The sequence below is a fragment of the Psychroflexus sp. S27 genome (assembly GCF_002810405.1).
Lineage (GTDB): Bacteria > Bacteroidota > Bacteroidia > Flavobacteriales > Flavobacteriaceae > Psychroflexus > Psychroflexus halocasei_A.
Genome location: NZ_NEXQ01000025.1, coordinates 28,480 through 51,638 on the forward strand (window position 1 = coordinate 28,480; position 23,159 = coordinate 51,638).

The 23,159-nt window shown below is 33.1% G+C and carries 18 protein-coding genes; 4 read left to right on the top strand and 14 right to left on the bottom strand.

Going from position 1 to position 23,159, the window contains the following annotated elements; genetic code table 11:
* The first annotated feature begins 61 nt into the window (after positions 1-61).
* A complete protein-coding gene (locus CAP47_RS10430; RefSeq protein WP_317042711.1) occupies positions 62-1,444 on the top strand; it encodes a pyridoxal phosphate-dependent decarboxylase family protein in 1,383 nt (460 codons plus the stop codon).
* Here the strand turns inward: CAP47_RS10430 and CAP47_RS10435 are convergent.
* Complete coding sequence (locus CAP47_RS10435; RefSeq protein WP_100776577.1) at positions 1,434-1,928, bottom strand: YkgJ family cysteine cluster protein; 495 nt, start codon at positions 1,926-1,928, stop codon at positions 1,434-1,436. The genes CAP47_RS10430 and CAP47_RS10435 overlap by 11 nt on opposite strands.
* On the opposite strand from CAP47_RS10435, the gene CAP47_RS10440 reads away from it, so the two are divergent.
* Positions 1,928-2,656, top strand: coding sequence for a class I SAM-dependent methyltransferase (locus tag CAP47_RS10440; RefSeq protein ID WP_238141039.1), 729 nt, complete (start codon positions 1,928-1,930; stop codon positions 2,654-2,656). The two genes, CAP47_RS10435 and CAP47_RS10440, sit on opposite strands and share 1 nt — an antisense overlap.
* A 6-nt stretch (positions 2,657-2,662) precedes the next feature.
* Here CAP47_RS10440 and CAP47_RS10445 read toward each other — a convergent pair whose 3' ends face one another.
* The 3 genes from CAP47_RS10445 to CAP47_RS10455 form a co-directional block, all read right to left on the bottom strand.
* Positions 2,663-4,315, bottom strand: coding sequence for an amidohydrolase (locus CAP47_RS10445; RefSeq protein ID WP_100776578.1), 1,653 nt, complete (start codon positions 4,313-4,315; stop codon positions 2,663-2,665).
* Between the two features lie 11 nt (positions 4,316-4,326).
* A complete protein-coding gene (locus CAP47_RS10450) occupies positions 4,327-5,484 on the bottom strand; it encodes a hypothetical protein (RefSeq protein WP_093239223.1) in 1,158 nt (385 codons plus the stop codon).
* Positions 5,485-5,575: 91 nt separating this feature from the next.
* Positions 5,576-7,294, bottom strand: coding sequence for a TonB-dependent receptor (locus CAP47_RS10455; protein ID WP_100776579.1), 1,719 nt, complete (start codon positions 7,292-7,294; stop codon positions 5,576-5,578).
* A gap of 94 nt (positions 7,295-7,388) precedes the next feature.
* On the opposite strand from CAP47_RS10455, the gene CAP47_RS10460 reads away from it, so the two are divergent.
* Positions 7,389-8,771, top strand: coding sequence for an aldehyde dehydrogenase (locus tag CAP47_RS10460; RefSeq protein ID WP_100776580.1), 1,383 nt, complete (start codon positions 7,389-7,391; stop codon positions 8,769-8,771).
* Here the strand turns inward: CAP47_RS10460 and CAP47_RS10465 are convergent.
* From CAP47_RS10465 to CAP47_RS10475, 3 genes are read right to left on the bottom strand one after another with little or no spacing between them, the layout of a single operon-like run.
* On the bottom strand, positions 8,754-9,605 hold the full coding sequence (locus CAP47_RS10465; protein ID WP_100776581.1) for a biotin-dependent carboxyltransferase family protein: 852 nt from the start codon (positions 9,603-9,605) through the stop codon (positions 8,754-8,756). The genes CAP47_RS10460 and CAP47_RS10465 overlap by 18 nt on opposite strands.
* Positions 9,606-9,607: 2 nt before the next feature.
* Positions 9,608-10,327 (bottom strand): 5-oxoprolinase subunit PxpB, encoded by a 720-nt coding sequence (pxpB, locus tag CAP47_RS10470; protein WP_100776582.1) that lies wholly within the window; start codon positions 10,325-10,327, stop codon positions 9,608-9,610.
* Between the two features lie 19 nt (positions 10,328-10,346).
* Positions 10,347-11,054 carry a LamB/YcsF family protein gene (locus CAP47_RS10475; protein WP_238141040.1) on the bottom strand — a complete coding sequence of 236 codons (708 nt, stop codon included), beginning with the start codon at positions 11,052-11,054 and terminating at the stop codon, positions 10,347-10,349.
* A 72-nt stretch (positions 11,055-11,126) separates the two neighbouring features.
* Here CAP47_RS10475 and CAP47_RS10480 point away from each other — a divergent pair, with 72 nt between their 5' ends.
* Positions 11,127-12,968 (top strand): mucoidy inhibitor MuiA family protein, encoded by a 1,842-nt coding sequence (locus CAP47_RS10480; protein ID WP_100776583.1) that lies wholly within the window; start codon positions 11,127-11,129, stop codon positions 12,966-12,968.
* 13 nt (positions 12,969-12,981) lie between these two features.
* Here CAP47_RS10480 and CAP47_RS10485 read toward each other — a convergent pair whose 3' ends face one another.
* The 7 genes from CAP47_RS10485 to CAP47_RS10515 all read right to left on the bottom strand — a co-directional run bounded on the left by CAP47_RS10485 (position 12,982) and on the right by CAP47_RS10515 (position 23,146).
* The gene (locus CAP47_RS10485) at positions 12,982-14,520 is read right to left on the bottom strand and encodes a YifB family Mg chelatase-like AAA ATPase (protein WP_100776584.1); all 1,539 of its coding nucleotides are present in this window, start codon (positions 14,518-14,520) and stop codon (positions 12,982-12,984) included.
* A gap of 111 nt (positions 14,521-14,631) precedes the next feature.
* A complete protein-coding gene (pgi, locus tag CAP47_RS10490; protein WP_100776585.1) occupies positions 14,632-16,266 on the bottom strand; it encodes a glucose-6-phosphate isomerase in 1,635 nt (544 codons plus the stop codon).
* Position 16,267: 1 nt separating this feature from the next.
* Positions 16,268-17,128 (bottom strand): N-acetylglucosamine kinase, encoded by an 861-nt coding sequence (locus CAP47_RS10495; RefSeq protein WP_100776586.1) that lies wholly within the window; start codon positions 17,126-17,128, stop codon positions 16,268-16,270.
* Between the two features lie 66 nt (positions 17,129-17,194).
* Positions 17,195-18,193, bottom strand: coding sequence for a type I glyceraldehyde-3-phosphate dehydrogenase (gap, locus tag CAP47_RS10500; RefSeq protein ID WP_100776587.1), 999 nt, complete (start codon positions 18,191-18,193; stop codon positions 17,195-17,197).
* 18 nt (positions 18,194-18,211) lie between these two features.
* Positions 18,212-19,201, bottom strand: a complete 990-nt coding sequence (pfkA, locus tag CAP47_RS10505; RefSeq protein WP_100776588.1) for a 6-phosphofructokinase — start codon at positions 19,199-19,201, stop codon at positions 18,212-18,214.
* A gap of 105 nt (positions 19,202-19,306) precedes the next feature.
* Positions 19,307-20,746: an alpha-amylase family glycosyl hydrolase gene (locus CAP47_RS10510; RefSeq protein WP_100776589.1), complete on the bottom strand. Its 1,440-nt coding sequence runs from the start codon at positions 20,744-20,746 to the stop codon at positions 19,307-19,309.
* A gap of 9 nt (positions 20,747-20,755) precedes the next feature.
* Positions 20,756-23,146 carry a TIM-barrel domain-containing protein gene (locus tag CAP47_RS10515; protein ID WP_100776590.1) on the bottom strand — a complete coding sequence of 797 codons (2,391 nt, stop codon included), beginning with the start codon at positions 23,144-23,146 and terminating at the stop codon, positions 20,756-20,758.
* Between the last annotated feature and the right edge of the window lie 13 nt (positions 23,147-23,159).

A 23,159-nucleotide genomic window follows, 5' to 3' on the forward strand; every position in this document is an offset into this window, starting at 1 on the left:
AATCTATTTAACGAAAAATAGATATCTATTTATTTATTTTCGTAAATATAAATTTCAGAACATGCAAATGCAAGAAGACTTATCATTATTTCAGAAAATAGCGACTAAACTTCTCCAAAAAGAAAAAGAAAATGGCGTTGTAAAACCTATACCGCCACAAGAATTGTTTGATCAACTCGATTTAAAACTTCAAGATGAAGCATTATCAGAAGAAGATTTAGAAAAAGCATTGACTGACGTTGTGCTCAATACACCGCGAACGTCAACTAACTTGTTTTTTAATCAACTTTTTGGCGGACGTCAATCTAAAGGAACTTTAGGTGAACTTATCGCTGCTATGCTTAACAATAGCATGTACACTTATAAAGTTGGTGGACCTCAAGTTGGTATCGAAAAAAACATCATCAAAAAAGTTTGTGAACTAATTAGTTACGATGAAAATGCCGATGGAACCTTCCCTCCTGGCGGGTCAATGAGTAACTTTATGGCTTTAATTATGGCCAGAGATGCCCACAATCGCGAAATTAAAAACGAAGGTATAACATCAAAAATGACAGTTTATACTTCTGAAGATTCACATTATTCTATTCAAAAAAATACAACATTTGCTGGAATTGGTATAAATCAAATTAGGAATATTAAAACCAATGCGAATGGACAGATGGATGTTGATGCATTAGCTCAACAAATTGCTGAAGACGAAGAGGCAGGCTATAAACCCTGTTTTGTCAATGCGACCGCTGGAACAACAGTTTTAGGTGTTTTTGATGATATTAAAGCAATACATAATGTCATCAAATCTAAAGATATTTGGCTTCATGTTGACGGCGCATATTGCGGAGCAGCGATTTTTAGTGATAAATATAAACACCTTTTAAAAGGATTAGAACTAACAGATTCATTTAGTTTTAATGCTCATAAAATGCTTGGTGTTCCACTTTCTTGCTCAATCATTGTCACTCAAGACAAAGCAAATCTAAAACATTCATTTGCATGTGATGCTAACTATTTATACCAAACTGATGGTGATGATTATAACTTAGGCAAAACATCGATTCAATGTGGAAGGCGTAACGATGCTCTCAAATTTTGGACACTCTGGAAATCTATAGGAACTAAAGGATTAGAGCAATTGGTTGATAAACAATTTCACTTGGCTAATGTTGCTCTTGACTATGTAAAAAACAATCCTGATTATACAGTTTACAGTGACGTAGATTCGGTTTCTGTTTGTTTTAATTACAAAGGGATCAACCCAAAACTACTTTGCAATTCACTCTATGAGGATGCTGAATTGATGGTTGGTTATGGTAGTTTTAATGAACATACATTTGTAAGGTTAGTGACAGTCAATACTTGCAATGAAGAAGAGGACATCTTAAATTTCTTCAAGGTTTTAGAAGCTTATGTAGAAAAGAAACAATTAGTAGAAGTTAATGTTTAAGACGTGTCATCATTTTTTCAACAATTTGATATGCAGCAGGACAAACTTCTGTATTTTTAAGTGTTAAGTTGTTAATCTGATGAAACTTTTTGCGATCAGTGTGCGGAAATTCAGCACAAGCTTTTGGTCGAACATCATAAATTAAACAGTAATTATCATCAGCTAAAAAAGGACATGGTAATTGTTGCAACACATAATCATTGTCTTCATCAATGCGTAGATAAGTTTGGATAAATTGCGAAGGTTTCATTTTGAAATGCTTCGCAATCCTTTCTATATCCTTATTCGTAAAAAGTGGCCCTGTGGTTTTGCAGCAATTTGCACAGTTTAAACAGTCGATTTCTTCAAAAGTTTCATCATGCAATTCTTGCATTTGTTGATCCAGAGATTTTGGTGGTTTTTGTTTTAGTTTTTTCAAAAACTTTTTATGCACCTTATGCTTCTCTTTTGCTAACTTTGGCAAGTCGTTTAAAAATTCCTCCATTGCGCAAAATTAATTTAAATAATCAAACTTTTGATTTACATACAGATGTTTTTGGATTATCTGTTGAAGCTTTTTATAAAAACCAAGACACAAGTCCGATTCAAGTCCATGCAAAAGATTTTGACACTGATCTCATTCCTGTTGATTACCTTTTTAGAAACTATGATGAAATGCCAATGATAGAAAAAACAGCAATCGATTTATCTGATAAAAAAGTATTAGACATCGGTTGTTGTACAGGCTCACATCTTTTAGATTTAAATAAAAAAAATCATGATGTTTACGGTATTGATATCTCAGAAAAATCTGTTCAAGTCTGCCAACAAAGAGGTCTAAAAAACGTTATCAAAGAGGACTTTTTCACGCTTGACAATTCAAGTTATAAAGAATTTGACACTGTTTTACTTTTGATGAATGGCATCGGCATTGTCGGAAAAGTAGATCGACTTGATAAATTTTTTAATAAACTGAAAGAAATTATTAAACCTGAAGCTCGTATTTATCTTGACTCTACAAATCTTAAATATCTATTTGATGAAGATGAGTTTGATCATTATTATGGAGAAATGAGCTATCAAATTTCTTATAAAAATTACTGCTCAGAAAAATTTGATTGGCTATATCTCGACTTTGAAAAATTAAAAATAAGCGCAGAAAAAAACGGCTTTAATTGCCGTTTTTTAGTTCAGGAACATGAAAGTTATTTAGCAGAATTAAAACTATTCTGATTTTGATTATTTAGGAAAAACACGTTCACCACCAATATAAGTTCTCAAAACTTTAGTTTCAGGAATTTCAGATAATGGAACATTCATAATATCACGATCAAGTATCGTTAAATCAGCAAATTTTCCAGGCTCAAGACTTCCTTTCTCGTCTTCCTCAAAGTTTGCGTATGCAGCCCAAATTGTCATTCCTTTAAGCGCTTCTTCACGCGATAAAGCATTCTGTTTTTGAAAGCCTCCTTCAGGATAATTTTCAACATCTTGACGACTCACTGCAGCATAAAATGTTAGAATTGGATTGACCTTTTCAATTGGAAAATCAGTTCCAAGTGCTATTTTTCCTGATTGATCAAGTAATTTTTTATAAGCATATGCGTTTTTAATTCTTTCTTCACCTAATCGATCTTCAGCCCAATACATATCGCTTGTTGCATGTGTCGGCTGAACAGAAGCAATAATATTGTGTCCATCAAAAAAATCAAAATCTGGCGCGTCTAAGATTTGTGTATGTTCAACTCTCCAACGTTTATCCGATTGATCTTTCAAAACTTTATCATATTGATTTAGAACTACATAATTAGCAGAATCTCCTATGGCATGCGTATTCATTTGAAGATCTGAATCAGCCAACTTTTCTGATAATTGATTAAACTCATCAATCCCAATAATCATACTTCCGAAATGACCTTTCCTATCGCTATATGGCTCTTTTAAAGCAGCTCCTCGAGATCCCAAAGCGCCATCTGCATAAACTTTGACACTACGAACATTTAAGCTTTTGCTTTTGTAATTTCCATTCTTAATATAGTAATCAATATTTTCTGGTGTGTTAGAAAGCATTGCATACAAACGCGTTTTTAACTCATTTTTTTGTTGTAAACTATCAATAATGTCTATCACAGATTTGTCTAATCCTGCATCAACAATCGAAGTCAAACCATAACGAGCTGTGACTTTTTCCGCATTTATTAATGCATCAGAAATCTGTTTTGCATCAGGTTCAGGGATAATATCATAGACAAGATCCATCGCATTATCGATTAATACGCCAGTAATTTTCCCTTGCTTGTTTTTAATAATTTCACCTCCAGAAACTTTTGTGTTTTCATCGATTTCTGCCATTTTCAAAGCCGTTTCATTTGCGAGTAAAGCATGACCATCAATACGAGTTAAAATAACAGGTTTAAAAGGAAAAGCTTTATCTAAAAGTAAGCGATTAGGAAACTCTTTGTTTTCCCATAAGTTTTGATCCCAACCTCTTCCGATTATAAATTCAACTTCGGGATGACTCAATCTAAAATTGTTGAGTCTAATTAAAACTTCTTTAAAAGATTCTGCTCCAACTAAATCAACACGGTTTTGCTGTAAGCCTAAGCCATAAAAGTGTGCATGCGCATCAATCAATCCAGGTAAAACAGTGTTGTTTTGTGCATCGATTCTTTCTTTGGCATTATATTTCTTAAATAATTCTTTAGAACCAACTTCTACAATTGTGTCAGAATTGATAACGATAGCTGATGCTTTCGAAAAATCTTTATCAACTGTATAAATAACAGCATTATAAATAATTGTGTCAACACTAATTCGTTTATCGGTATCTGATTGACAACTTGCTACAAAAATTAATATTCCTAAAAGTGGAAAATAAAATCTTTTTTTCATTTAATAACTATTTAAAATAAATTTACAATCGAATTAAATATTTCTTCTCTAATCGCTTTATTTCCACTTGCTGCGAGAATAATCGATATCGCTAAACCTGTCATTGCAGAAGCAAAATCACGACCAATCATTCGGATTGCTTTCTTTTTATGTTTATTACCTTTTTTACGTCTTGATAAACTAATCGCTATTTCTCGACCACCAATAATCCCTAGGAAAACCCAAGTTGTACTCATTGGAACTGTAGAAATAAAAAGCTTGTATATTAATAAAACCACATAAGATAAATCGATTAAAGTCGCGGCTCTTATATCTGAAATACGTGTTTTTTCACTAACAACACCTTGAATTTTATCACCACGAAGGTAAAAAAGTAAACCTAAGCCAAGAAATATTGAAATTGAAAAAATCGAGAACTGTGCAAATGTTTGTTCTCTAGGTAAAAATACTGCAATATTTGCACCATCTTGCATCACCCATGTTGCCCATAGTGAGCCACTGACAACCCATTGAATTGCTGTCCAATAATTGCTATGTTTCCTACTTTTAAAATACTTTCTAATTGCTTTATAAGAGAGATACCAAATTGTAAATGAAAGAACAAATGCCATAATATAGCCCGTCCAACTCTTAAAAACAACTGATGTAATTCCTGATGTATCAGCACTAAAAACACTTAAAAGTAAAAAAGTTGTTGACACTGGCATCCTAAGTCTTGTCAAAATCAGCAAGACCAATGGTGCTATAATTTGGAAGAAAGTAAATTGATCTGGATGTGGATAATCTGAAGTTCCGTCAGGATTTGTCAGTCTTTGATAAGTAACATCTCCATCAAAATAAACCCAACTAAAAGCGACTGTTGCAAGAAAGATCCCTCCAATAAAAAGCCATAAAACCCACCATTTCTTGGCTTTATTACTTTCAATAAAGGTTCCGAGTGATTGGATACTGTCATTAGCAACTGCAGCGTAAGCCGCGAAAAAGAATCCAACCCACATTGCAACAGATGTGTGTGATGTAGATATTGCAGCAACGATAATCCCAACAATAACAATTGCTAAAAAGTTTTTCTCAACAGTTAAAAAGTCTAGGATATTTAGATATGGCCGACTCCTGTCATACCTTTTAAACTTTTTTGCCTTTTTAGCTTTCTTTGATTTTTTACTCATTATATTAATTAAGCATGGTTCTTAATTGCAAAACTAAATAAGACACCATAATCAAATGTTTCTTGTATGTTAAGTTATGAAGAACTCATTATTACCAATTAAACTTGTATGTTAAACCTCCAAGCACCTGTATTCCTTGAACCTCGTAATTTTTCCATCGCTCTTTATCACTTCCTAAAAGGTTGTTGCCTCTAAGAAACACAGCAAACTGAGGATTGATTTGATACTCAATTTCAGCATTTAAATCAACAAACGCATCTTGGGATTTTGACCTGTATTCAAAAGCATTAATATTAGAATTTAAAGCTAAATCATAAGATTCGCGTTCGCCAACAAAATATGCTGTTGCACCGAACCTCCATTGATCAGTGAATTCATAATAACCAAAAATTTGAGCTTCTATTTCTGGTAAATTCCAAGCTTCTTTTTGAGAATCTGTATCATAAACATTGTAATTCGCATCAAAACCTAAATCTAAATCCTCGTGAGGCGTATAATTTAAAGAAAAATTAAAGTTGAGTTGAGACATATCATCGTATACAACACCAAAACTATTGTTCTGTTCAAAAGGATAAACACCTATATTTAGTGGAGGTTTTGTGTTGTGACGGAACAAAGCATAGTTATCATGCTGAGCATAAGACACTTTTGCTAAGTAGTTTAATTTATCAAATTTCCCTTGTATTCCTCCATAAATATCATAAGAAGTACTCGTCGGTGTTATTGGTAAATTAGGAGACACAAAAGGGTTTTCATCAACAAACTCTCTGTAAGTATTCTGATTTAAATCTCCTTTAGCACCAGCAAAAACATTGAAGTCTTCCGTTAAATTATAATTCAAACTAATTTTCGGATAAATATAAAATTCGCTTTCAGAATACTCGATGTCAGAACTATAAGCAACTTTTGCTCCCACATTTAAATCCAATCCTGATATGTCAAATCTCATTTTCGGGTATAAACTTATATTGAAAAATGAATAGTCCTGAAACCCGATAGGTGTGTAAGATTCTCCGTAACCAGTCGAAAGGTAATCCACTTCAAGTGTTGTTGATAAGATATCATCATAACCAAGGTCTAAATCTGAATCAACTTTAAAATTGAAATCATGTTCCATAGCTTTAAAATCGTCAGAAAAAATATCATATCTCAATTGAGCTGAACGGATAAAAGTTCTTCCCAAAGGTTCAACTTTTCCATTAAAACCCAAGTTCATATAGGTTTGTTGTGTATCATCAATCAGACTCGTTTCATCAAAATCCTTTGGTAAACCATACCAATTATAAACATCATGATTCACGTGAACTGCACCTGACCATGCGTAATCTCGCGTTTCAGAACTCAACCCAACATCAAGATGTGTGTTATAGTATTTGTCATCAATCAACAATTCATCTATTCCGCCTTGAGATGATAAGTGAGAAAAGTTAAGGTCCAAAGTTTTACCGTTATTTAAATCAAAAGTTGAATAAAGTTCGCCTAATAATGTGGTATAATTACCGAAACCTAATCGCGCATAATTATCATACATGTCAGCTTTTGTAGGCAAAATAACTCTTGATGCTCGACCTTTTGCAGGTGTAAATGTTGAAGCAACTGGCACATTTAAGAAAGTATAATCAATACGTTTGACTTCAGTTGAAACACTATCACTTTCTGTAGGACGTTGTTTAATTTTAAAAGCATCATTAACTGTTGGTGAATACTGCTTTACAATAATTAATTTCTCTGTTTTAATGGTGTCATTTTGTGCAAAAACAACACTTGAAAGTATTAAAAACCCTAAGAATAAATTAAACTTTAGATGCATTTCGTGAAAAATTTTTAGATTCAACAAATAAACTAAACTTTGTTATAACTATAACTTAATTTAAGACTAATTTATTTCATCAGGATCAGAATTTATGGACAAAAGAGAAATCACAAAAGCTTATCAATCGCAGAAACAATACTTTAATCATCAGACGGTTGCTTCTGTTCCTGAACGCTTAAAACTTTTAAAGATTTTAAAACATAACATAAAGCAAAAAGAAGAAGACATCATTGCTGCTCTTGATGAGGATTTTAAAAAACCTGAATTCGAGACTTTGACGACAGAATTACTCGTCGTTTACAAGGAAATTAATCTCTTTATCAAGAACTTAAAAAAATGGCAAAAACCTGAAAGAGTCAGTTCCGATTTGATTAACTTCCCTTCTTCTGATAAAATCTTTCACGTTCCTTGGGGAAATATATTGGTCATTTCACCTTGGAATTATCCTTTTCAATTAGCAATAACACCTCTAATTGGAGCCATTGCAACAGGGAATACTGTGATTTTAAAACCCTCTGAATACGCTCCAAAAACTGCACAAATTTTAGAAATTCTCATTTCTGAAGTATTTAAACCAGAAGTTTGTCAAGTCATACAAGGCGATGCCGAAACTGCTGATTATCTTTTAGATCTCAAGTGGGATTTTGTTTTCTTTACAGGAAGCGTTAATGTCGGCAAAATTGTTTCTCAAAAAATAGCGAAAAACATGACGCCACATTGTTTAGAACTCGGTGGTAAAAATCCTTGTATTGTTGATGAAACCGCTAAAATAAGTACTAGTGCAAAACGCATACTTTGGGGAAAATATCTTAATGCTGGCCAAACTTGTATCGCTCCTGATTATCTTCTCGTTCATGAAAATATTTTAAATGAATTTATAGAGAGTCTTCAAAAAAATCTTCATGAATTCTATGGTAAAGATGCAAAAGAATCAGAAAACTACGCACGAATCATTAGCCAAAAGCATTTCGAGCGTTTAGTGGGTTTACTAGAAAATCAAAATATTATTTCAGGTGGCAAGCATGCAGACAACGAACTTTTCATAGAGCCGACGCTTGTTTTAAACCCTGATTTAGAAAGTAAGTTAATGAAAGAAGAAATTTTCGGACCAATTCTACCAATCATCAGTTATAAAAATGAGGAAGATTTAGAAAAGATTATTTTAAAAAACGACAAACCATTAGCTCTTTATGTTTTTTCAGAAAATAGAACCTTTCAAGACAAAATGATTCAAAAATATGATTTTGGTGGCGGTGTCATCAACGACACAGTTGTGCATTTTGTAAATGATAAGCTACCTTTTGGTGGTGTTGGTAAAAGTGGTGTCGGTAATTATCACGGAAAACATTCATTCAAAACCTTTACACGTCAAAAGTCTGTAGTTAACAGAAAAACATATTTAGATGTTTCTATTAAATATCCGCCCTACAATAAAACAGTTTTATTTAAAAAACTATTAAAATTCTTCAGATAACTTAAATTTAATTTTATCATCAGGACGCATTTGAGATAGCCGCGAGAGTGAATTTTCTTCAACCTGCAAAACCCTTGGATATCCGCCTGTCACTTGACTATCACGCATTAAAATCATTAAATGACCGCCTGATGTAAACTGAACTGTACCTGGCAAAACAGCGCCAGTTGTTATCTCAGAGAGTGTATTATCAAGACGTTCATTAAGTTGATAGGCTTGTCGATTAGAATTACGTGATAATGTAAACTCAGCATTAAACAATTGATATTTAACTGTTTCTGACAGAAACTTAAACTCTGGTAAAGCAATACAATCGAGTTCGATATTAGCGTCATCAATTTCATTAAGCTGAGCTTCAGATGACTTTATTTGTCCCTCAAAAGCATCATAGTTTAACAAATCATTTTTGTTCTTAAATGCCTGCATGTTTAATTTTTTATAATAACTACAACTTCCCAAAACAGATTGAGAATTGAAACCACCTTTAACTGAAAGATAAGACCAAACCCCTTTGTTAATTTTTTGAATTTTTAATATGTCGCCAGGTTTAACAGAATAAGCTTTTAAAAGATCAATTTTATTCTTGTTTAGAAAAACTTTTGCATCATAAGCACCAAAGCTAAAACATGTATTTTTTGTAAACTTAATTTGAAAATTTTGCATAAAGATTTCCAAAGAAGGTGAATTAATTTTATTTTTTAAAATACGGTTTGTTTCAAAAAATAAATTTTTATCCATCACTCCTGAGACTGGAATTCCATCTTGCAATCCCAAAAATCGACCCGAATCTTGAACTGAAATAAGTGGCCCAGATTTTAAAAGTTGAATTGCCATAATTAAGAAATTTGTATCTGATAGGATTCTTTAAAAACTTGATCTTGTATTTCTAAAAACCCACTTTTAGAAACAGGCTTAAACCGAACATAATCTCCCGCAGATAACAGTGATTTTTTATTGATTTTATCGAAAAGATCTAGAGGCGTTTTACCAATTATTTGCCATCCTGCTGGAGAAGATTCTGGATAAATTCCTGTCTGTAGTCCTGCAATTCCAACACTGCCTTTTGGGATGCTTGATCGAGGTCTTTTTTTACGCTTAATTTCAAGTCGCTGATCGACGTGGGAGAGATAAGGGAAACCAGGTAAAAAGCCAATAAAAAAAACACGATATTGACGTGCAGAATGAAGCTCTGATATTTGACTGATTGCTATATTATTTTGCTCAGATATATGTTCTAAATCGAGGCCATATTCTTCATCATAACACACTGGAATTTCAAAAACTTTACCATTGATTTCATGGTTGGCTTCAGTAGATAAAATAAGCTCTTTTAGGCTCTCTTTTTTATTATAGATTTTATTTATAGTAAAAATGTAAATAACTAATAATGAGTTATATGTATTGATTAATTGAAGTATAGATTTATTATTATTTTCAATAATTAAATTTCTATAAAACAAAAGTAAATCTATATTTTTTTCGTTGATTTCAAAGTCAAATTGTATTAAAATTGAATGCTCATTAAAGACTGAAATTTCAAAATTATTTTCTAACATAAATACATAATTTTTTATTTTAATTAATCTTTAAATTTGAACTTATATATTTGATTATTTCAAGTGCATTTGGTGTATCACTATGCAAACAAATTGTATCAAAATTTTGAGCAATTTTAAGGTCATTTTGAGTGATAATACAAGCCCTTTTCTGAGCTAAAATTTGGTTCAAAACATCTTCAGGTTTTGTCAACAAAGCATCGTTTTCTGATCTCAGCGTTAAGCTTAAATCATCTTGGTAAGTTCGGTCTCCAAATCCTTCAATCCAATATTTAATTAAGGGAGATTTATAAGCTCTCAATTTGGATTTTGGTGAGACAAAAACAACTATTTTTTTATTGATTTCTTGAAGAACTTCAAAGAAAATTTGACATAATTTTTCATCATTTTCCATTGCATTATAAAGCGCACCATGTGCTTTTATATGATGAAAATTTACATTATTTTTCTGGCAAGAATTTATCACAAATTGAATTTGTTCTTTCAAAGAATCTTTTAATTTTTGGGAAGAAATATTTATTTTTCGTCTTCCAAAATTTTTAAAATCTGGATAAGATGGATGTGCTCCAATTTTAACTTTATTTTTTTTAGCAAACTGAACTGCTTTTTCTACAGTTGACATATTTCCAAAATGTCCACCGCAAGCAATATTACAACTTGAAATATGTGGCATAATTTCTGCATCTTGATTTCCGCCTTCGGCTAAATCACAATTAATATCAATCACAATTTTTTTGAAAAGATACAAACTTCTATCGTAGATGTCATAAATTCACTAATTTTCACAAAACCTTTAACAATGAAATATTTCCTCATTTTATTCACTTTTATTTGGGCTAATGCTCAAGAAGTCACTCCAGATTTAAAACTTCGATCTGCTACTGTTTATAACCAAGGTGCACAACTCAAAGCAATAGCAAACATAAAGCTTTCCAAAGGTCAACATAGCATCGTTTTTGACGACCTCTCCCCTTCTATTTCTTCTGAAAGCATCATAATTAAAGGCTTAAAAGATATTGATCTCAACTCCATCAATTACGAACGTGACTACCTCATTACAGATCAGACAAGTCGGGAAATCGATGATTTAATTAATCAGTTGGAAGAAGCTCAAAAGAATCAGTCACAAACGCAAAGTAAAATAACAGCTTACCAAAATGAATTTGAATTACTTAAAAACAACCAAAAGCTAACTGGTGAGCAATCAGATATCAGCATTGCAAAAGTGAATACTTATGCCAATTTTTATAGAAATAAAATTGAAGACATTAATAACCTTATTTTTGATTTAAACATTAAGCTTAAGAAACAGCAAGAGGAAGTTCAAAAAATCCAAAGTGAACTTCATAAATTAAGAGGAAATCAAAAGCAATATAGAGGTAAAATCACATTAGACCTTAATGTAACAAAGGCATCTCTTAAAAATTTAGAACTTTCATATTTTGTGAATGATGCTGGTTGGTACCCAAGTTACGACTTAAAAAGTCAAGATATTTCAAGTGACATTGAGTTGACTTATAAAGCCAATGTTTTTCAACAAACTGGTGCTGATTGGTCTGATATTGATTTGAGTTTATCATCTGCACAACCAAATCGCACAGAAACAAAGCCTGAGTTAAATCCGTATTATTTAAACTTTAATCGAACTTATAGAAATTCAAGAAACCGTTTTTCTCATGTAACATACAACCCAAGTATCAAAAAAGTGTCAGGTACAGTTTACGATGAAGCAGGCAGACCGCTTCCTGGTGTCAATGTTATTTTAAAGGGAACATCAAAAGGAACGCAAACTGATTTTGATGGAAATTACTCTATTCAAGTCAATAACTCAAAAAGTCTTGAATTTAGTTATCTCGGTTTTAAAACTGAGAATATTCCTATTTACGCATCAAACATAAGTTTTCAAATGATTGAAGATAGCGCAATGCTTAGTGAAGTGGTTGTCACTGGCTATGCTTCGGCAAAAAGAAATGACATGGCGGTTGAAGATGCTGAAGTAGAAGAAATTGTTGTTGAGAAAAATTATACTGCAACTGCTGTAAACTTTAAAATTCCTCAAAAAGTAAATCTAAAAAGTAGTCGAGATGCTGAACAATTTGAGCTTGACAAACAATCTTTAGAGACGAAATACCAATATTTTGCTGCACCTGAACTTTCTTCATCTGTTTTCTTGATTGCAGAAGTCAGCGATTGGGAAGAAATTGATTTACTGACTGGCGAAGCGCAAATTTACTTTGATGATACTTATGTCGGTACAACTTCTATCCTTCCACAAAACATTGATGATAAGCTGACAATATCTTTAGGCAGCGATCAACAAATCACTTTGGAGCGTGAACAACCAGAAAAAATGAGCTCCAAATCATTTTTTGGAGGAACACGCATCGTTGAAAAAGCTTATGATATTAAAATGAAAAATAATAAAAACAGAAGTATTTCATTACTTGTTCAGGAAAGATTACCAATCTCACAGAATGATGAAATCAAAGTTGAGGATATCAAACACGATGCAACATTTTACGATAAAGAAAAAGGGTTTTTAAATTGGGAATTAACTTTAGATGCTCAATCACAAAAAACTTTGAAATATTCTTACAAAGTCAAATACCCAAAGGGCAAATCAATCAACATTAGAGATTAAACCTCACATGTATTTAACCAAGCCAACCATCACGATCCAAGCTTCTGTATTGAATAGCTTCGCTGATGTGTTGGCCTGTTATATTCTCAGACTCTTCAATATCTGCTATTGTACGTGATACTTTCAGAATGCGATCATAAGCTCTTGCGGATAAATTTAAGCGCTCCATAGCAGTTTTTAATAAATCATTTGAAGCTTGATCTAACTCGCAAAATTCTTTGATTTGCTTCACATCCATTTGTGCATTGTAGTGGATGTTTTCGTAATCTTTAAATCTCTCGGTTTGCTTCTCTCTCGCTTTTGTCACACGTTTTCTAATATCAATACTGCTTTCAGCTCGACGTTTTTCACTCAACTTTTCAAAAGGAACTGGCGTCACTTCTATATGAATATCAATTCTATCTAAAAGTGGTCCGCTAATCTTGCTTAAGTAACGTTGCATTTCTGCTGGCGAAGAAGTTACAGGCGCATCAGGATCGTTAAAATAACCACTCGGACTTGGATTCATACTTGCTACCAACATAAAACTCGACGGATAAGTCACCGTAAATTTAGCTCTTGAAATTGTGACTATTCTATCTTCCAAAGGTTGACGCATCACTTCTAAAACTGTCCGCTGAAACTCTGGTAATTCATCCAAGAAAAGAACGCCATTGTGTGACAAAGAAATTTCTCCAGGTTGCGGATAAGAACCACCTCCACAAAGAGCTACAGGAGAAATCGTGTGATGTGGGCTTCTAAAAGGTCGTTCAGCCATTAAACCCATTTGACCGTTTGTTCTTCCTACAACCGAATGAATTTTAGTCGTTTCCAAAGCTTCATGAAGCGACATTGGTGGCAAAATACTTGGCAATCGCTTAGCTAACATTGTTTTCCCTGAACCAGGAGGACCAATCATAATGATGTTATGACCACCAGCAGCTGCAATTTCCATGCACCTTTTAATAGATTCTTGACCTTTAACATCAGCGAAATCAAATTCAGGATGCGTCAAATTTTCGTAAAACATCTTACGGGTATCAATTTTTGTTGGTTCAAGTTTTTTATCTTGATCGAAGAATTCAATGATTTCAGTAATATTTTCAATACCATAAACATCTAATCCAGAGACAATCGCAGCTTCGTTGGCATTTTGTTTAGGTAAAATAAAACCTTTAAAGCCATCTTCCTTCGCCTTAATTGCAATTGGCAAAGCACCTTTAATGGGCTGCAAACTTCCGTCAAGTGAGAGTTCACCCATGATGATGTAATCTCCAATATCATCGGCTTTAATTTGATCAGAAGCTGATAAAATGCCGAGTGCCAAAGTTAAATCGTAAGCCGAACCTTCTTTACGAAGATCGGCAGGCGCCATATTAATGATGATTTTTTTACCAGGAAATTTATAGCCATTATTTTTTAAAGCAGCTTGAATTCTGTAACTGCTCTCACGAATAGCATTATCAGGCAAACCGACTAAATGATAGCCGATTCCTCTTTCCATATTAATTTCGACTGTAATTGTAGTGGCGTCAACACCAAAAACGGCACTTCCATAAACTTTAACAAGCATAATCAAGATATTGGTTAGCCTCTTAAAATTATAAAAAAATCCGAATAAATCAACTCAAAAGTTAATTCAATAAAATATAAATTATTTAATAATCTTAAATCATGAATTAACTTACATAAAAGGGTAATTTCTATAAGCTCTCAACAATGCCTCTGTCGATTGATCGTGTTTGTTTTTAATATCTTCAGAGGTAATGTCTTCCAGAACTTTGTTTGCCAACTCTTTACCAAGTTGAACGCCCCATTGATCAAAACTAAAAATATTCCAAATCACACCTTGTACAAAGATTTTGTGCTCGTACATCGCGATGAGTTTCCCTAAACTTTTAGGTGTTAGCTGATCTATCAATAAACTTGTGGTCGGTTTATTCCCTTCAAAGACCTTGAATGGCAACAGTTTTTCAATTTCATTTTCTGATAAACCTTGATTTTTCAACTCCTCCTCGACTTCAGTTTTACTTTTACCTTTTAACAAAGCTTCTGTTTGTGCAAAATAATTGGCCATCAAAATATCATGATGCGTCTGGTCTTGATGTAATGACTTTTTAAAACCTATAAAATCAGCAGGAATCAATTTTGTACCTTGATGAATTAACTGAAAAAACGCATGCTGTGCATTTGTTCCAGGTTCTCCCCAAACAATATTCCCTGTTTGATAATTAATTTTGTCTCCATTTCTATCAACAGATTTGCCGTTGCTTTCCATTGAAGCTTGCTGTAAATAAGGCGCAAGTTTTTGTAAATAATTTGTATAAGGAATAATTGCTTCACTTTCTGCATCCAAAAAGTTATTATACCAAATGCTAATTAAAGCTGAAAGAACCGGAATGTTTTTATCAAAATCAGTTTCTTTAAAATGAAGATCCATCGCTTCAGCGCCTCGTAATAATTCTTTAAAATGCGTCATTCCGACAGTTAAGGCAATACTTAAACCAGCTGTTGACCAGAGTGAAAAACGCCCGCCAACCCAATCAAACATTGGGAAAATATTATCTGAAGCAATTCCGAATTTTTCAACCGCATCGAGATTTGTAGAAACAGCGACAAAATTATGCTTAATATTTTCTTCAGAAGTATGTGTTAGAAACCACTCTCTAATTGTATTTGCATTCGTTAAAGTTTCTTGGGTTGTAAATGATTTTGAAACAATGACAAATAAGGTCGTTTCAGGATTTAAAGTTTTTAACAATGAATGAATAGGGTCGCCATCTACGTTTGAAATAAAATGACATTTAATGTCTTTTTTATAATAATCTAAAGCATCGACAACCATTTGTGGTCCTAAATCAGAACCGCCAATACCAATATTGACAACATCAGTAATTTTTTGATCAGCATAGGTTTTCCACTCACCACTATGAACTTTAGTGACAAAATTTTGCATTTTACCTAAAGCATCCTTTGATTGATGAACATTATTTGAATTTGATTCAGAAAAATCTCGCAAAGCGGTATGTAAAACAGCTCTGTTTTCAGTTTCGTTGATCAAATCACCATCAAATTGAGCTTTAATTGCATCTTTTAATTCAGCTTGATTGGCTAATTCTAATAATGAAAATTTGATTTTATCAGAAATAAGATGTTTAGAATAATCGAAAAGAAAGTCATCAAAATTTAAACTATATTTTTCAAAACGATTTGAATCATTTTTAAATAAATCTTGAATGTTAAGATTTTCAGTTTTAGCTAAGTTTTGAAGTTCTGACCAAGCTTTTAATTGCTGAAGGTTTTTCTTTGGTAAAGTCATTTTAGGATGCTTTTATAATATTGTTTTTGTAATGATCGATTAAGCCATCGATGGGTCTTCTGATGATGTTTCCAATTTCAAGATGATAAGGTTTTGCAACATCTCTGATGATATCTTCTGAAAAATATGCAATAGAACCTATGAAGTGAATCGGAACATTTTGAGCTTGTTTGTAGCATAAAACACGACTTTCAATAAATTTCTTGATGCCTTCAGAAATCAATTTATAAAAGTAACCGTTTCGCTCTTCAGCAGTAAAAATAAATTCAGCAAATGATGCTAAATAAGTGTTTGGATTATCTTCACGATAAATGTTTCTTTTAATAGTATCAGCACTTAAATCATATCTTTTTTCAAATTCCAAGGCCAATTCTTTAGGCATGGTTTTGTAATAATAGTTCCGAATAAGCCTTTTACCAAAATAGTTACCACTTGCTTCATCCATGAGAACATAACCCAAAGATTGAACTTCCATGTGTATTTTTTCACCATCAAAATAACATGAGTTAGAACCAGTTCCTAAAATGCAAACAATACCAGGTTCATTAGTTGCTGAAAGCGCAGCGGCTGTCATATCTTCATCGACATTAACTTCAGCTTCGCTAAAAAACTCCTGTAATATTTGAAGCAATTGCAATCGAGGTGATTCTGTTCCACAGCCTGCTCCGAAAAAATCAACACGATGTACTTTTGGAATAAGCTTGACTAAATCTTCGTTTTCTCTGAGTCTGGCTTTAAGAACATCAACTTTAAAAACTGCTGGATTAATACCTTTCGTTCGTGTTTTTAAAACCATCTCACCTTTTTCATCGAGTAAAAGCCAATCACATTTGGTTGATCCTCCGTCTGCAACTAAAATCATAAGCTATGTATTAGAAAAGCCTATTCACGACAACATGAATAGGCTTTTATTAATTTTGTAAATCAATTAAAGTTTAGCAATATGCATCGCTAGATCTACGAGTTTGCTTGAGTAACCATATTCATTATCATACCAAGCAACTAATTTGAAGAAATTATCGTTTAGTGCAAGACCTGCATCTGCGTCAAAATTACAAGTTGCTTCCTCTGAAACAAAATCTTGAGAAACAACAGCATCGTCGCAATAATTCATAATACCTTTAAGTGGTCCATCAGCTGCTTTCTTCATAGCGGCTTTGACTTCGTCGTAAGAAACAGATTTTTCAGTTCTTACAGTTAAATCGACGACAGAAACATCAGCCGTAGGAACTCTAAATGCCATTCCTGTTAATTTTCCTTCAACTTCTTTCATCACTTTACCAACTGCCACTGCAGCACCAGTACTTGAAGGAATTATGTTGTTAATTGCACTTCTTCCTAAACGGTAATTCTTTTTTGAAGGAGAATCGACAGTATATTGTGTTGATGTTGCAGCGTGGATTGTTGTCATTAAACCTTCAACAATACCAAACTCATCATTCACAACTTTTGCTAAAGGCGCCAAGCAGTTTGTTGTACATGAAGCATTTGAAACAACTGTATCTTCAGCTTTTGCATCATTATGGTTAACACCCATCACAAACATTGGTGCATCTTTAGAAGGTGCTGAAATCACGACTTTTTTCGCGCCAGCATCTAAATGTGCTGAGGCAGATTTTTTATCTTTAAAAATCCCGGTACAATCTAAAATGATATCAGCATCAACTTCATTCCACTTTAAGTCTGCAGGATTCTTTTCGCCAGTAATTCTGATAGTTTTTCCATCAACAACTAAATGACCGTCTTTAACATCGACATCTTTTTTAAATCTTCCATGAACAGAATCGTACTTTAACATGTAAGCTAAATGCTCAACATCTAAAAGATCATTAATTCCAACGATTTCAATATTTTCATTTTCAGAAGCAATTCTAAACGCTAGACGTCCGATTCTTCCAAAACCATTAATTCCAATTTTTGTTTTCATAGTTTATTCTTTTTTAAATTAAGTTGAGACAATGTCTGCAACTCTAATCAGTTCTTTATCTAATTTTTTCTTACCACCTATTGTTTTATCAAAATTGACATAAACAATTTTCTTTTGTCGTGTACCTACCATCACATTAGACTCGCCTTCCATCAAGGCATCAACGGCGGAAACACCTAAACGGCTCGCCAAAACACGATCATAACAACTCGGTGAACCACCACGCTGAATATGTCCTAAAACAGTGACTTTCACTTCGTATTCAGGTAAATTTTCCTGAATGTCCTCAGAAAGTTGATTGATGTTCTGACCTATTTGATCACCTTCAGCAACCACAACGATGCTTGAGGTTTTGCCTGATTTACGTGACTTATGTAAAGACTCAAGTAAATGCTCTATTCCTCTATCTTCTTCAGGAATCAAAATCTCTTCAGCACCTGCACCAATACCGCTATTTAAAGCAATATCACCAGCATCACGACCCATCACTTCAATCATGAATAGTCTGTCATGAGAACTTGCCGTGTCTCTAATTTTATCAATTGCTTCAATGACAGTATTTAAAGCCGTGTCATATCCGATTGTAAAATCAGTTCCTTTAATGTCATTATCAATTGTTGCAGGAATACCGATTACAGGAATATCAAATGCTTTGCTAAAAACTGAAGCTCCTGTAAAAGTACCATCACCACCGATAACAACAAGTGCATCGATTCCTTGGTCTTTAAGATTTTGGAAAGCTTTTTCTTGACCTTCTTTAGTTCTAAAGTCTTTTGATCGTGCAGATTTTAGGAATGTACCTCCACGATTAATAATGTTTTTAACCGAACGCGGATCAAGTTCAATAAAATCTTTTTCAACTAAACCTTGATAACCTCTATAAACGCCAACACAATCAATATTTTGATAGGCTGCATTTCTGACGACAGCACGAATTGCTGCATTCATTCCTGGTGCATCACCACCAGATGTTAAAACCGCAATTTTGTGTATTTTCTTATTTTTCATTACATCAAATTTAATTTAAAAAAGGCTCAAATCCTAATCAATATCGCAGCTATAACGTTTAAGGTTGATAACTTCTTTAATATTTATGAGAAAAAATATAATTGCTTATTTTTTTGTTAAAATATTATATTCCCAAGCCTTAAAATTCAATTTTTGACCCTCTTTTAAAGACACTTTCTCACCTGATATTTCATCTTTAAAGCTTCCTGATTTTTCGACTGTAAAGCTCTGATCTTGATCAGTCATATTTGCGATAAATAGAATTTCTTCTCCTTCTTTTTGACGAGAAAAAGCAAGAATCTTCTCATCCATTGAAGTTTTTAGCCTTGTATAATCAGCAGCATTTTTAGCACCATTTAAAGCAGTATTTGTGTTTTTTAGCTGTCCTAACTTCTCTAATAATGGCCAAACTTTTCCTTTTGTTTTAGGAATTGTATCTTTTTCAAAAAACTTTAATTGATGATCCATATCATATTCCTGTCCGCTGTAAATTAAAGGCATGCCAGGTAAAGTATAAGTCATTGCTAAAAAAGTTTCGCTTGCCTCACCCATGCGTTCTTTGACAGTTCCATTCCATGAATTCTCGTCATGATTTGTCACAAAACTCATCAAATAATCATCTTTTTGGTAAGTTGTGTCAATCTTTTGCATGTAAGCATCCCAATCAGCAACTGATTTTTTGCCTTGTGCAATTTCATTCATGATGTGGTGACCTTCCCAATTATAACCCATATCAAAAGCTTCATAAAATAAGTCTTTGTCTTCACTTTCAGCTAACATAAAAACTGGTTTTTCTTCTTTTAATTTCGGCACAACAAAGTTCCAGAAATCAGTTGTTACATTTCCTGCTACATCACATCTAAAACCATCGATGTTATGATTTTTAACCCAATAAAGCATTTCGTTACTCATCGCATCCCACAAATCTTTATTCTCATAACTCAAGTGCGCAACATCTGTCCATCCCCAAGATTCGCCTGTATCTGGATTAATAGGGTCTGTCACATTTCCGTCTTTATCTTTTTGGTAATATTCAGGATGAGTTTCAATCCATTTATGATCCCAACCTGTGTGGTTTGCAACCCAATCCAAAATCACATACATTCCGTTATCATGTGCTGTCTCCACTAATTTATCAAAATCAGCTTTGGTTCCGAAGTTAGGATTCACAGCTGTATAATCAGTGATAGCGTAATAACTACCAAGATATTTTTCTTTCACTTTTGGGTCTTCAATATCTTCAATAGAAAGTTCGGGGGTTGCCTTTCTGTTTTTCATTGAAATTGGATAAATCGGCATTAACCAGATGACTTTGACGCCTAATTCCTTTAGCTGAGGAATGTCTTTCGTGAAAGCATTTAAAGTTCCTTCTGGTGAATATTGACGAATATTGGCTTCGTAAATCACTGAAGATTCAAGAATTTCATTTGAAATTGACTCAAATTGATCTTTTTCTTGTGCTGTGACTTCTTCTTTTTTCGTTTGTGTTTCTGCGCATGACAATACTAAAAATGTCATAGCGAATAAGATTGTTAATTGTTTCATTGTTCAGAATTATTTGATTTGAATTTTTGTGCTTGTTTTATTGATTGAAATTGAGTTTAACTTGATTACTTGAGTTTCTTCATCATAGTTAAATTTTTGCTGCTTACCATTTACTATAATTTCTTTAGGTTTTTTACTGTAATTTTTGATGATTAAATTCATCTTCTTTAAATCAGACTTAAAAGCTTCACCGACTTCATGATTGATTTGAATTTGAAAAGAATAATCATCTAACTTTTTATAATCTAAATTCAGTTTTTCATAAGCTTTTTTAGCATACGCATCTTGCAGTTTTCCATTGTCGTTATAAAAACTTCTATTCGATTTTTCAACATCAGAATCGTAATAAAATTCTAGATCCAAATCATTAAAAACATACTCCTTTGTTGATTGAATGAGTGGTGTTTTCAAAATGAAACTTCCGCCTCTCACAAATGTAGGAATATGAGATTCTTTCAGCTGAATTTCTTTTGTTTCGCCTGCTTGATAAACTTCACCTGTATAGTAATCAATCCAATTAGAAGTTTTAGGAAAATAAACTTCTTTTGAAATTAAGTGAGGCTTCAAAACAGGAGAAATCAAGAAATCATTTCCCCATAAATAAGTTTCAGAAAAATTGTAAAGTGACGCATTTTCAGGTTCTTCAAAAAACAATGGTCGCATTAATGGTAATCCTTTTTGTTGATTTTCAAAAGCCAATTGATAATTATATGGTAAAAGCTGATATCTCAACTCAATCGCTTTTCGTGATAAATTTTTTGCTTTTTCACTTCTAAAAATTGGCTCAGAAGGTACTTCTTCCTGTGCATGTGGTCTGTAAATTGGTTGAAAAACACCGTATTGCAACCAACGTACATAAAGATCGTCATCATTTAAATTGCCTGCAAAACCGCCTAAATCAGAATGCATATAAGCCAAACCTTGTAAACTCATCTGCAATGCAATTTCTGGCTGTGGCTCAAGTCCGCCCCAAGTTCTGTTGACATCGCCAGACCACGGAATCATTCCGTATTTTTGTGAGCCTGAATAACCAGCACGCATCAAAATAAATGGTCGCTCATCTGGATAGTTTTTACGATAGCCTTCAGATATAATTTTTGCCCATTGATGTCCATAAATATTATGAACTTCATGCGCTTTTGCCTTATGATGCTGTAAATAATCAGGATGCACTTCTGGCTCACCTAAATCGCCCCACCAACCATTGACACCTTTGTTTTTTAAACCATCGTAAATTTCCCAAAACCATTGTTTTGCTTCAGGTTTAAAAACATCAATCAGTCCAGTATTTCCAAAATAAAAATCATAAGTAGCAGGATTTCCTAAAGTATCTTTAGCCAAAATATCCTCACAAACAGCTTCATCCCAGCGATTTGATGTAGTTAGAATAAAAGGTTCAGTAATCAAAACAGTTTCAACATTATTCTTTTTCAACTTTTTGATCATTTTATTGGGTTTGGGAAATGAATCTTTATCAAAAGCTAAATTCCCCATTGTGCCTTGCACTGTTTTTCCAAACCAATACAAGTCTAATATAACAGCATCAACAGGCATATTTTCTTCTCGAAATTGATCAATAGTTGCTAAAGTTTCTTCTTGAGAATGATAACCAAAACGACTTGCAAAGTTTCCTAAAACCCAGCGTGGCGGTAATTTTTGACGTCCCGTTAAAGCTGTGTAGTTTTCAATGATTTTCTCCCAAGAATCACCTGCGATAACTTGATATTTCTTGGCACCCGATATGGCTTCATAAGCAAGACGATTATTAAACTGGCTATCAAAATCTAAATAACCTGTACTCGGATTATCAAAATGAATCATGTATTTTTTTGATGAAATGGCAATCGGCATGCTGTAATTCATCAACTCAGATTTGGTTTCATAACCATAATGCGCTCGGTTATAAAGCTTTAAACGATGTCCTCTTCTATTCATTCCTAAAGCTCTAGCGCCGCCGCCCATTAATACTTCCGATTCGTTAAGATTAAAATCAAGCTGAAAACCTTCATCTGATTCTTGATATCCGTTTTTCTCTGAAATCAACTTTTCATCATTATAAAAATATGTAATTTGAAATGGTGATTTTTGAATACGAACTTCAATTCCTTCAGAATGAATTTTAATAGAATTATCATTTTTGGAAATTGTGAAATCTGGTAATTTATCTATCAATTGAACAGCATGTGACTGCTTGATAGATAAGTTTCCTTGTGGAATAAATTCAGTTTCAACAATATCAGATGCTAAGTACGACATCTGATAATTTCCGTCTGATGTTTGAATGATAATTACATTGTCTTGCGTTTGAATATCCTGAAATTCACGATCAGGATTTTGTGCAGTCAGATTTAAACCGCAGCATACAAACACCAAGAAAAAACTGAAATATATAGGTTTCATAGCTTATGAAATA

Bases quoted from the DNA above. Each gene is read 5' to 3' on its own strand.
- CAP47_RS10455 (WP_100776579.1), bottom strand. From the start codon at position 7,294: ATGCATCTAAAGTTTAATTTATTCTTAGGGTTTTTAATACTTTCAAGT.
- pfkA (WP_100776588.1), bottom strand. From the start codon at position 19,201: ATGAAAAATAAGAAAATACACAAAATTGCGGTTTTAACATCTGGTGGT.
- CAP47_RS10435 (WP_100776577.1), bottom strand. From the start codon at position 1,928: ATGGAGGAATTTTTAAACGACTTGCCAAAGTTAGCAAAAGAGAAGCAT.
- CAP47_RS10450 (WP_093239223.1), bottom strand. From the start codon at position 5,484: ATGAGTAAAAAATCAAAGAAAGCTAAAAAGGCAAAAAAGTTTAAAAGG.
- CAP47_RS10485 (WP_100776584.1), bottom strand. From the start codon at position 14,520: ATGCTTGTTAAAGTTTATGGAAGTGCCGTTTTTGGTGTTGACGCCACT.
- CAP47_RS10515 (WP_100776590.1), bottom strand. From the start codon at position 23,146: ATGAAACCTATATATTTCAGTTTTTTCTTGGTGTTTGTATGCTGCGGT.
- CAP47_RS10495 (WP_100776586.1), bottom strand. From the start codon at position 17,128: ATGATTTTAGTTGCAGACGGAGGATCAACCAAATGTGATTGGCTTTTA.
- CAP47_RS10445 (WP_100776578.1), bottom strand. From the start codon at position 4,315: ATGAAAAAAAGATTTTATTTTCCACTTTTAGGAATATTAATTTTTGTA.
- CAP47_RS10430 (WP_317042711.1), top strand. From the start codon at position 62: ATGCAAATGCAAGAAGACTTATCATTATTTCAGAAAATAGCGACTAAA.
- CAP47_RS10480 (WP_100776583.1), top strand. From the start codon at position 11,127: ATGAAATATTTCCTCATTTTATTCACTTTTATTTGGGCTAATGCTCAA.
- CAP47_RS10460 (WP_100776580.1), top strand. From the start codon at position 7,389: ATGGACAAAAGAGAAATCACAAAAGCTTATCAATCGCAGAAACAATAC.
- pgi (WP_100776585.1), bottom strand. From the start codon at position 16,266: ATGACTTTACCAAAGAAAAACCTTCAGCAATTAAAAGCTTGGTCAGAA.
- CAP47_RS10510 (WP_100776589.1), bottom strand. From the start codon at position 20,746: ATGAAACAATTAACAATCTTATTCGCTATGACATTTTTAGTATTGTCA.
- pxpB (WP_100776582.1), bottom strand. From the start codon at position 10,327: ATGTTAGAAAATAATTTTGAAATTTCAGTCTTTAATGAGCATTCAATT.
- CAP47_RS10465 (WP_100776581.1), bottom strand. From the start codon at position 9,605: ATGGCAATTCAACTTTTAAAATCTGGGCCACTTATTTCAGTTCAAGAT.
- gap (WP_100776587.1), bottom strand. From the start codon at position 18,193: ATGAAAACAAAAATTGGAATTAATGGTTTTGGAAGAATCGGACGTCTA.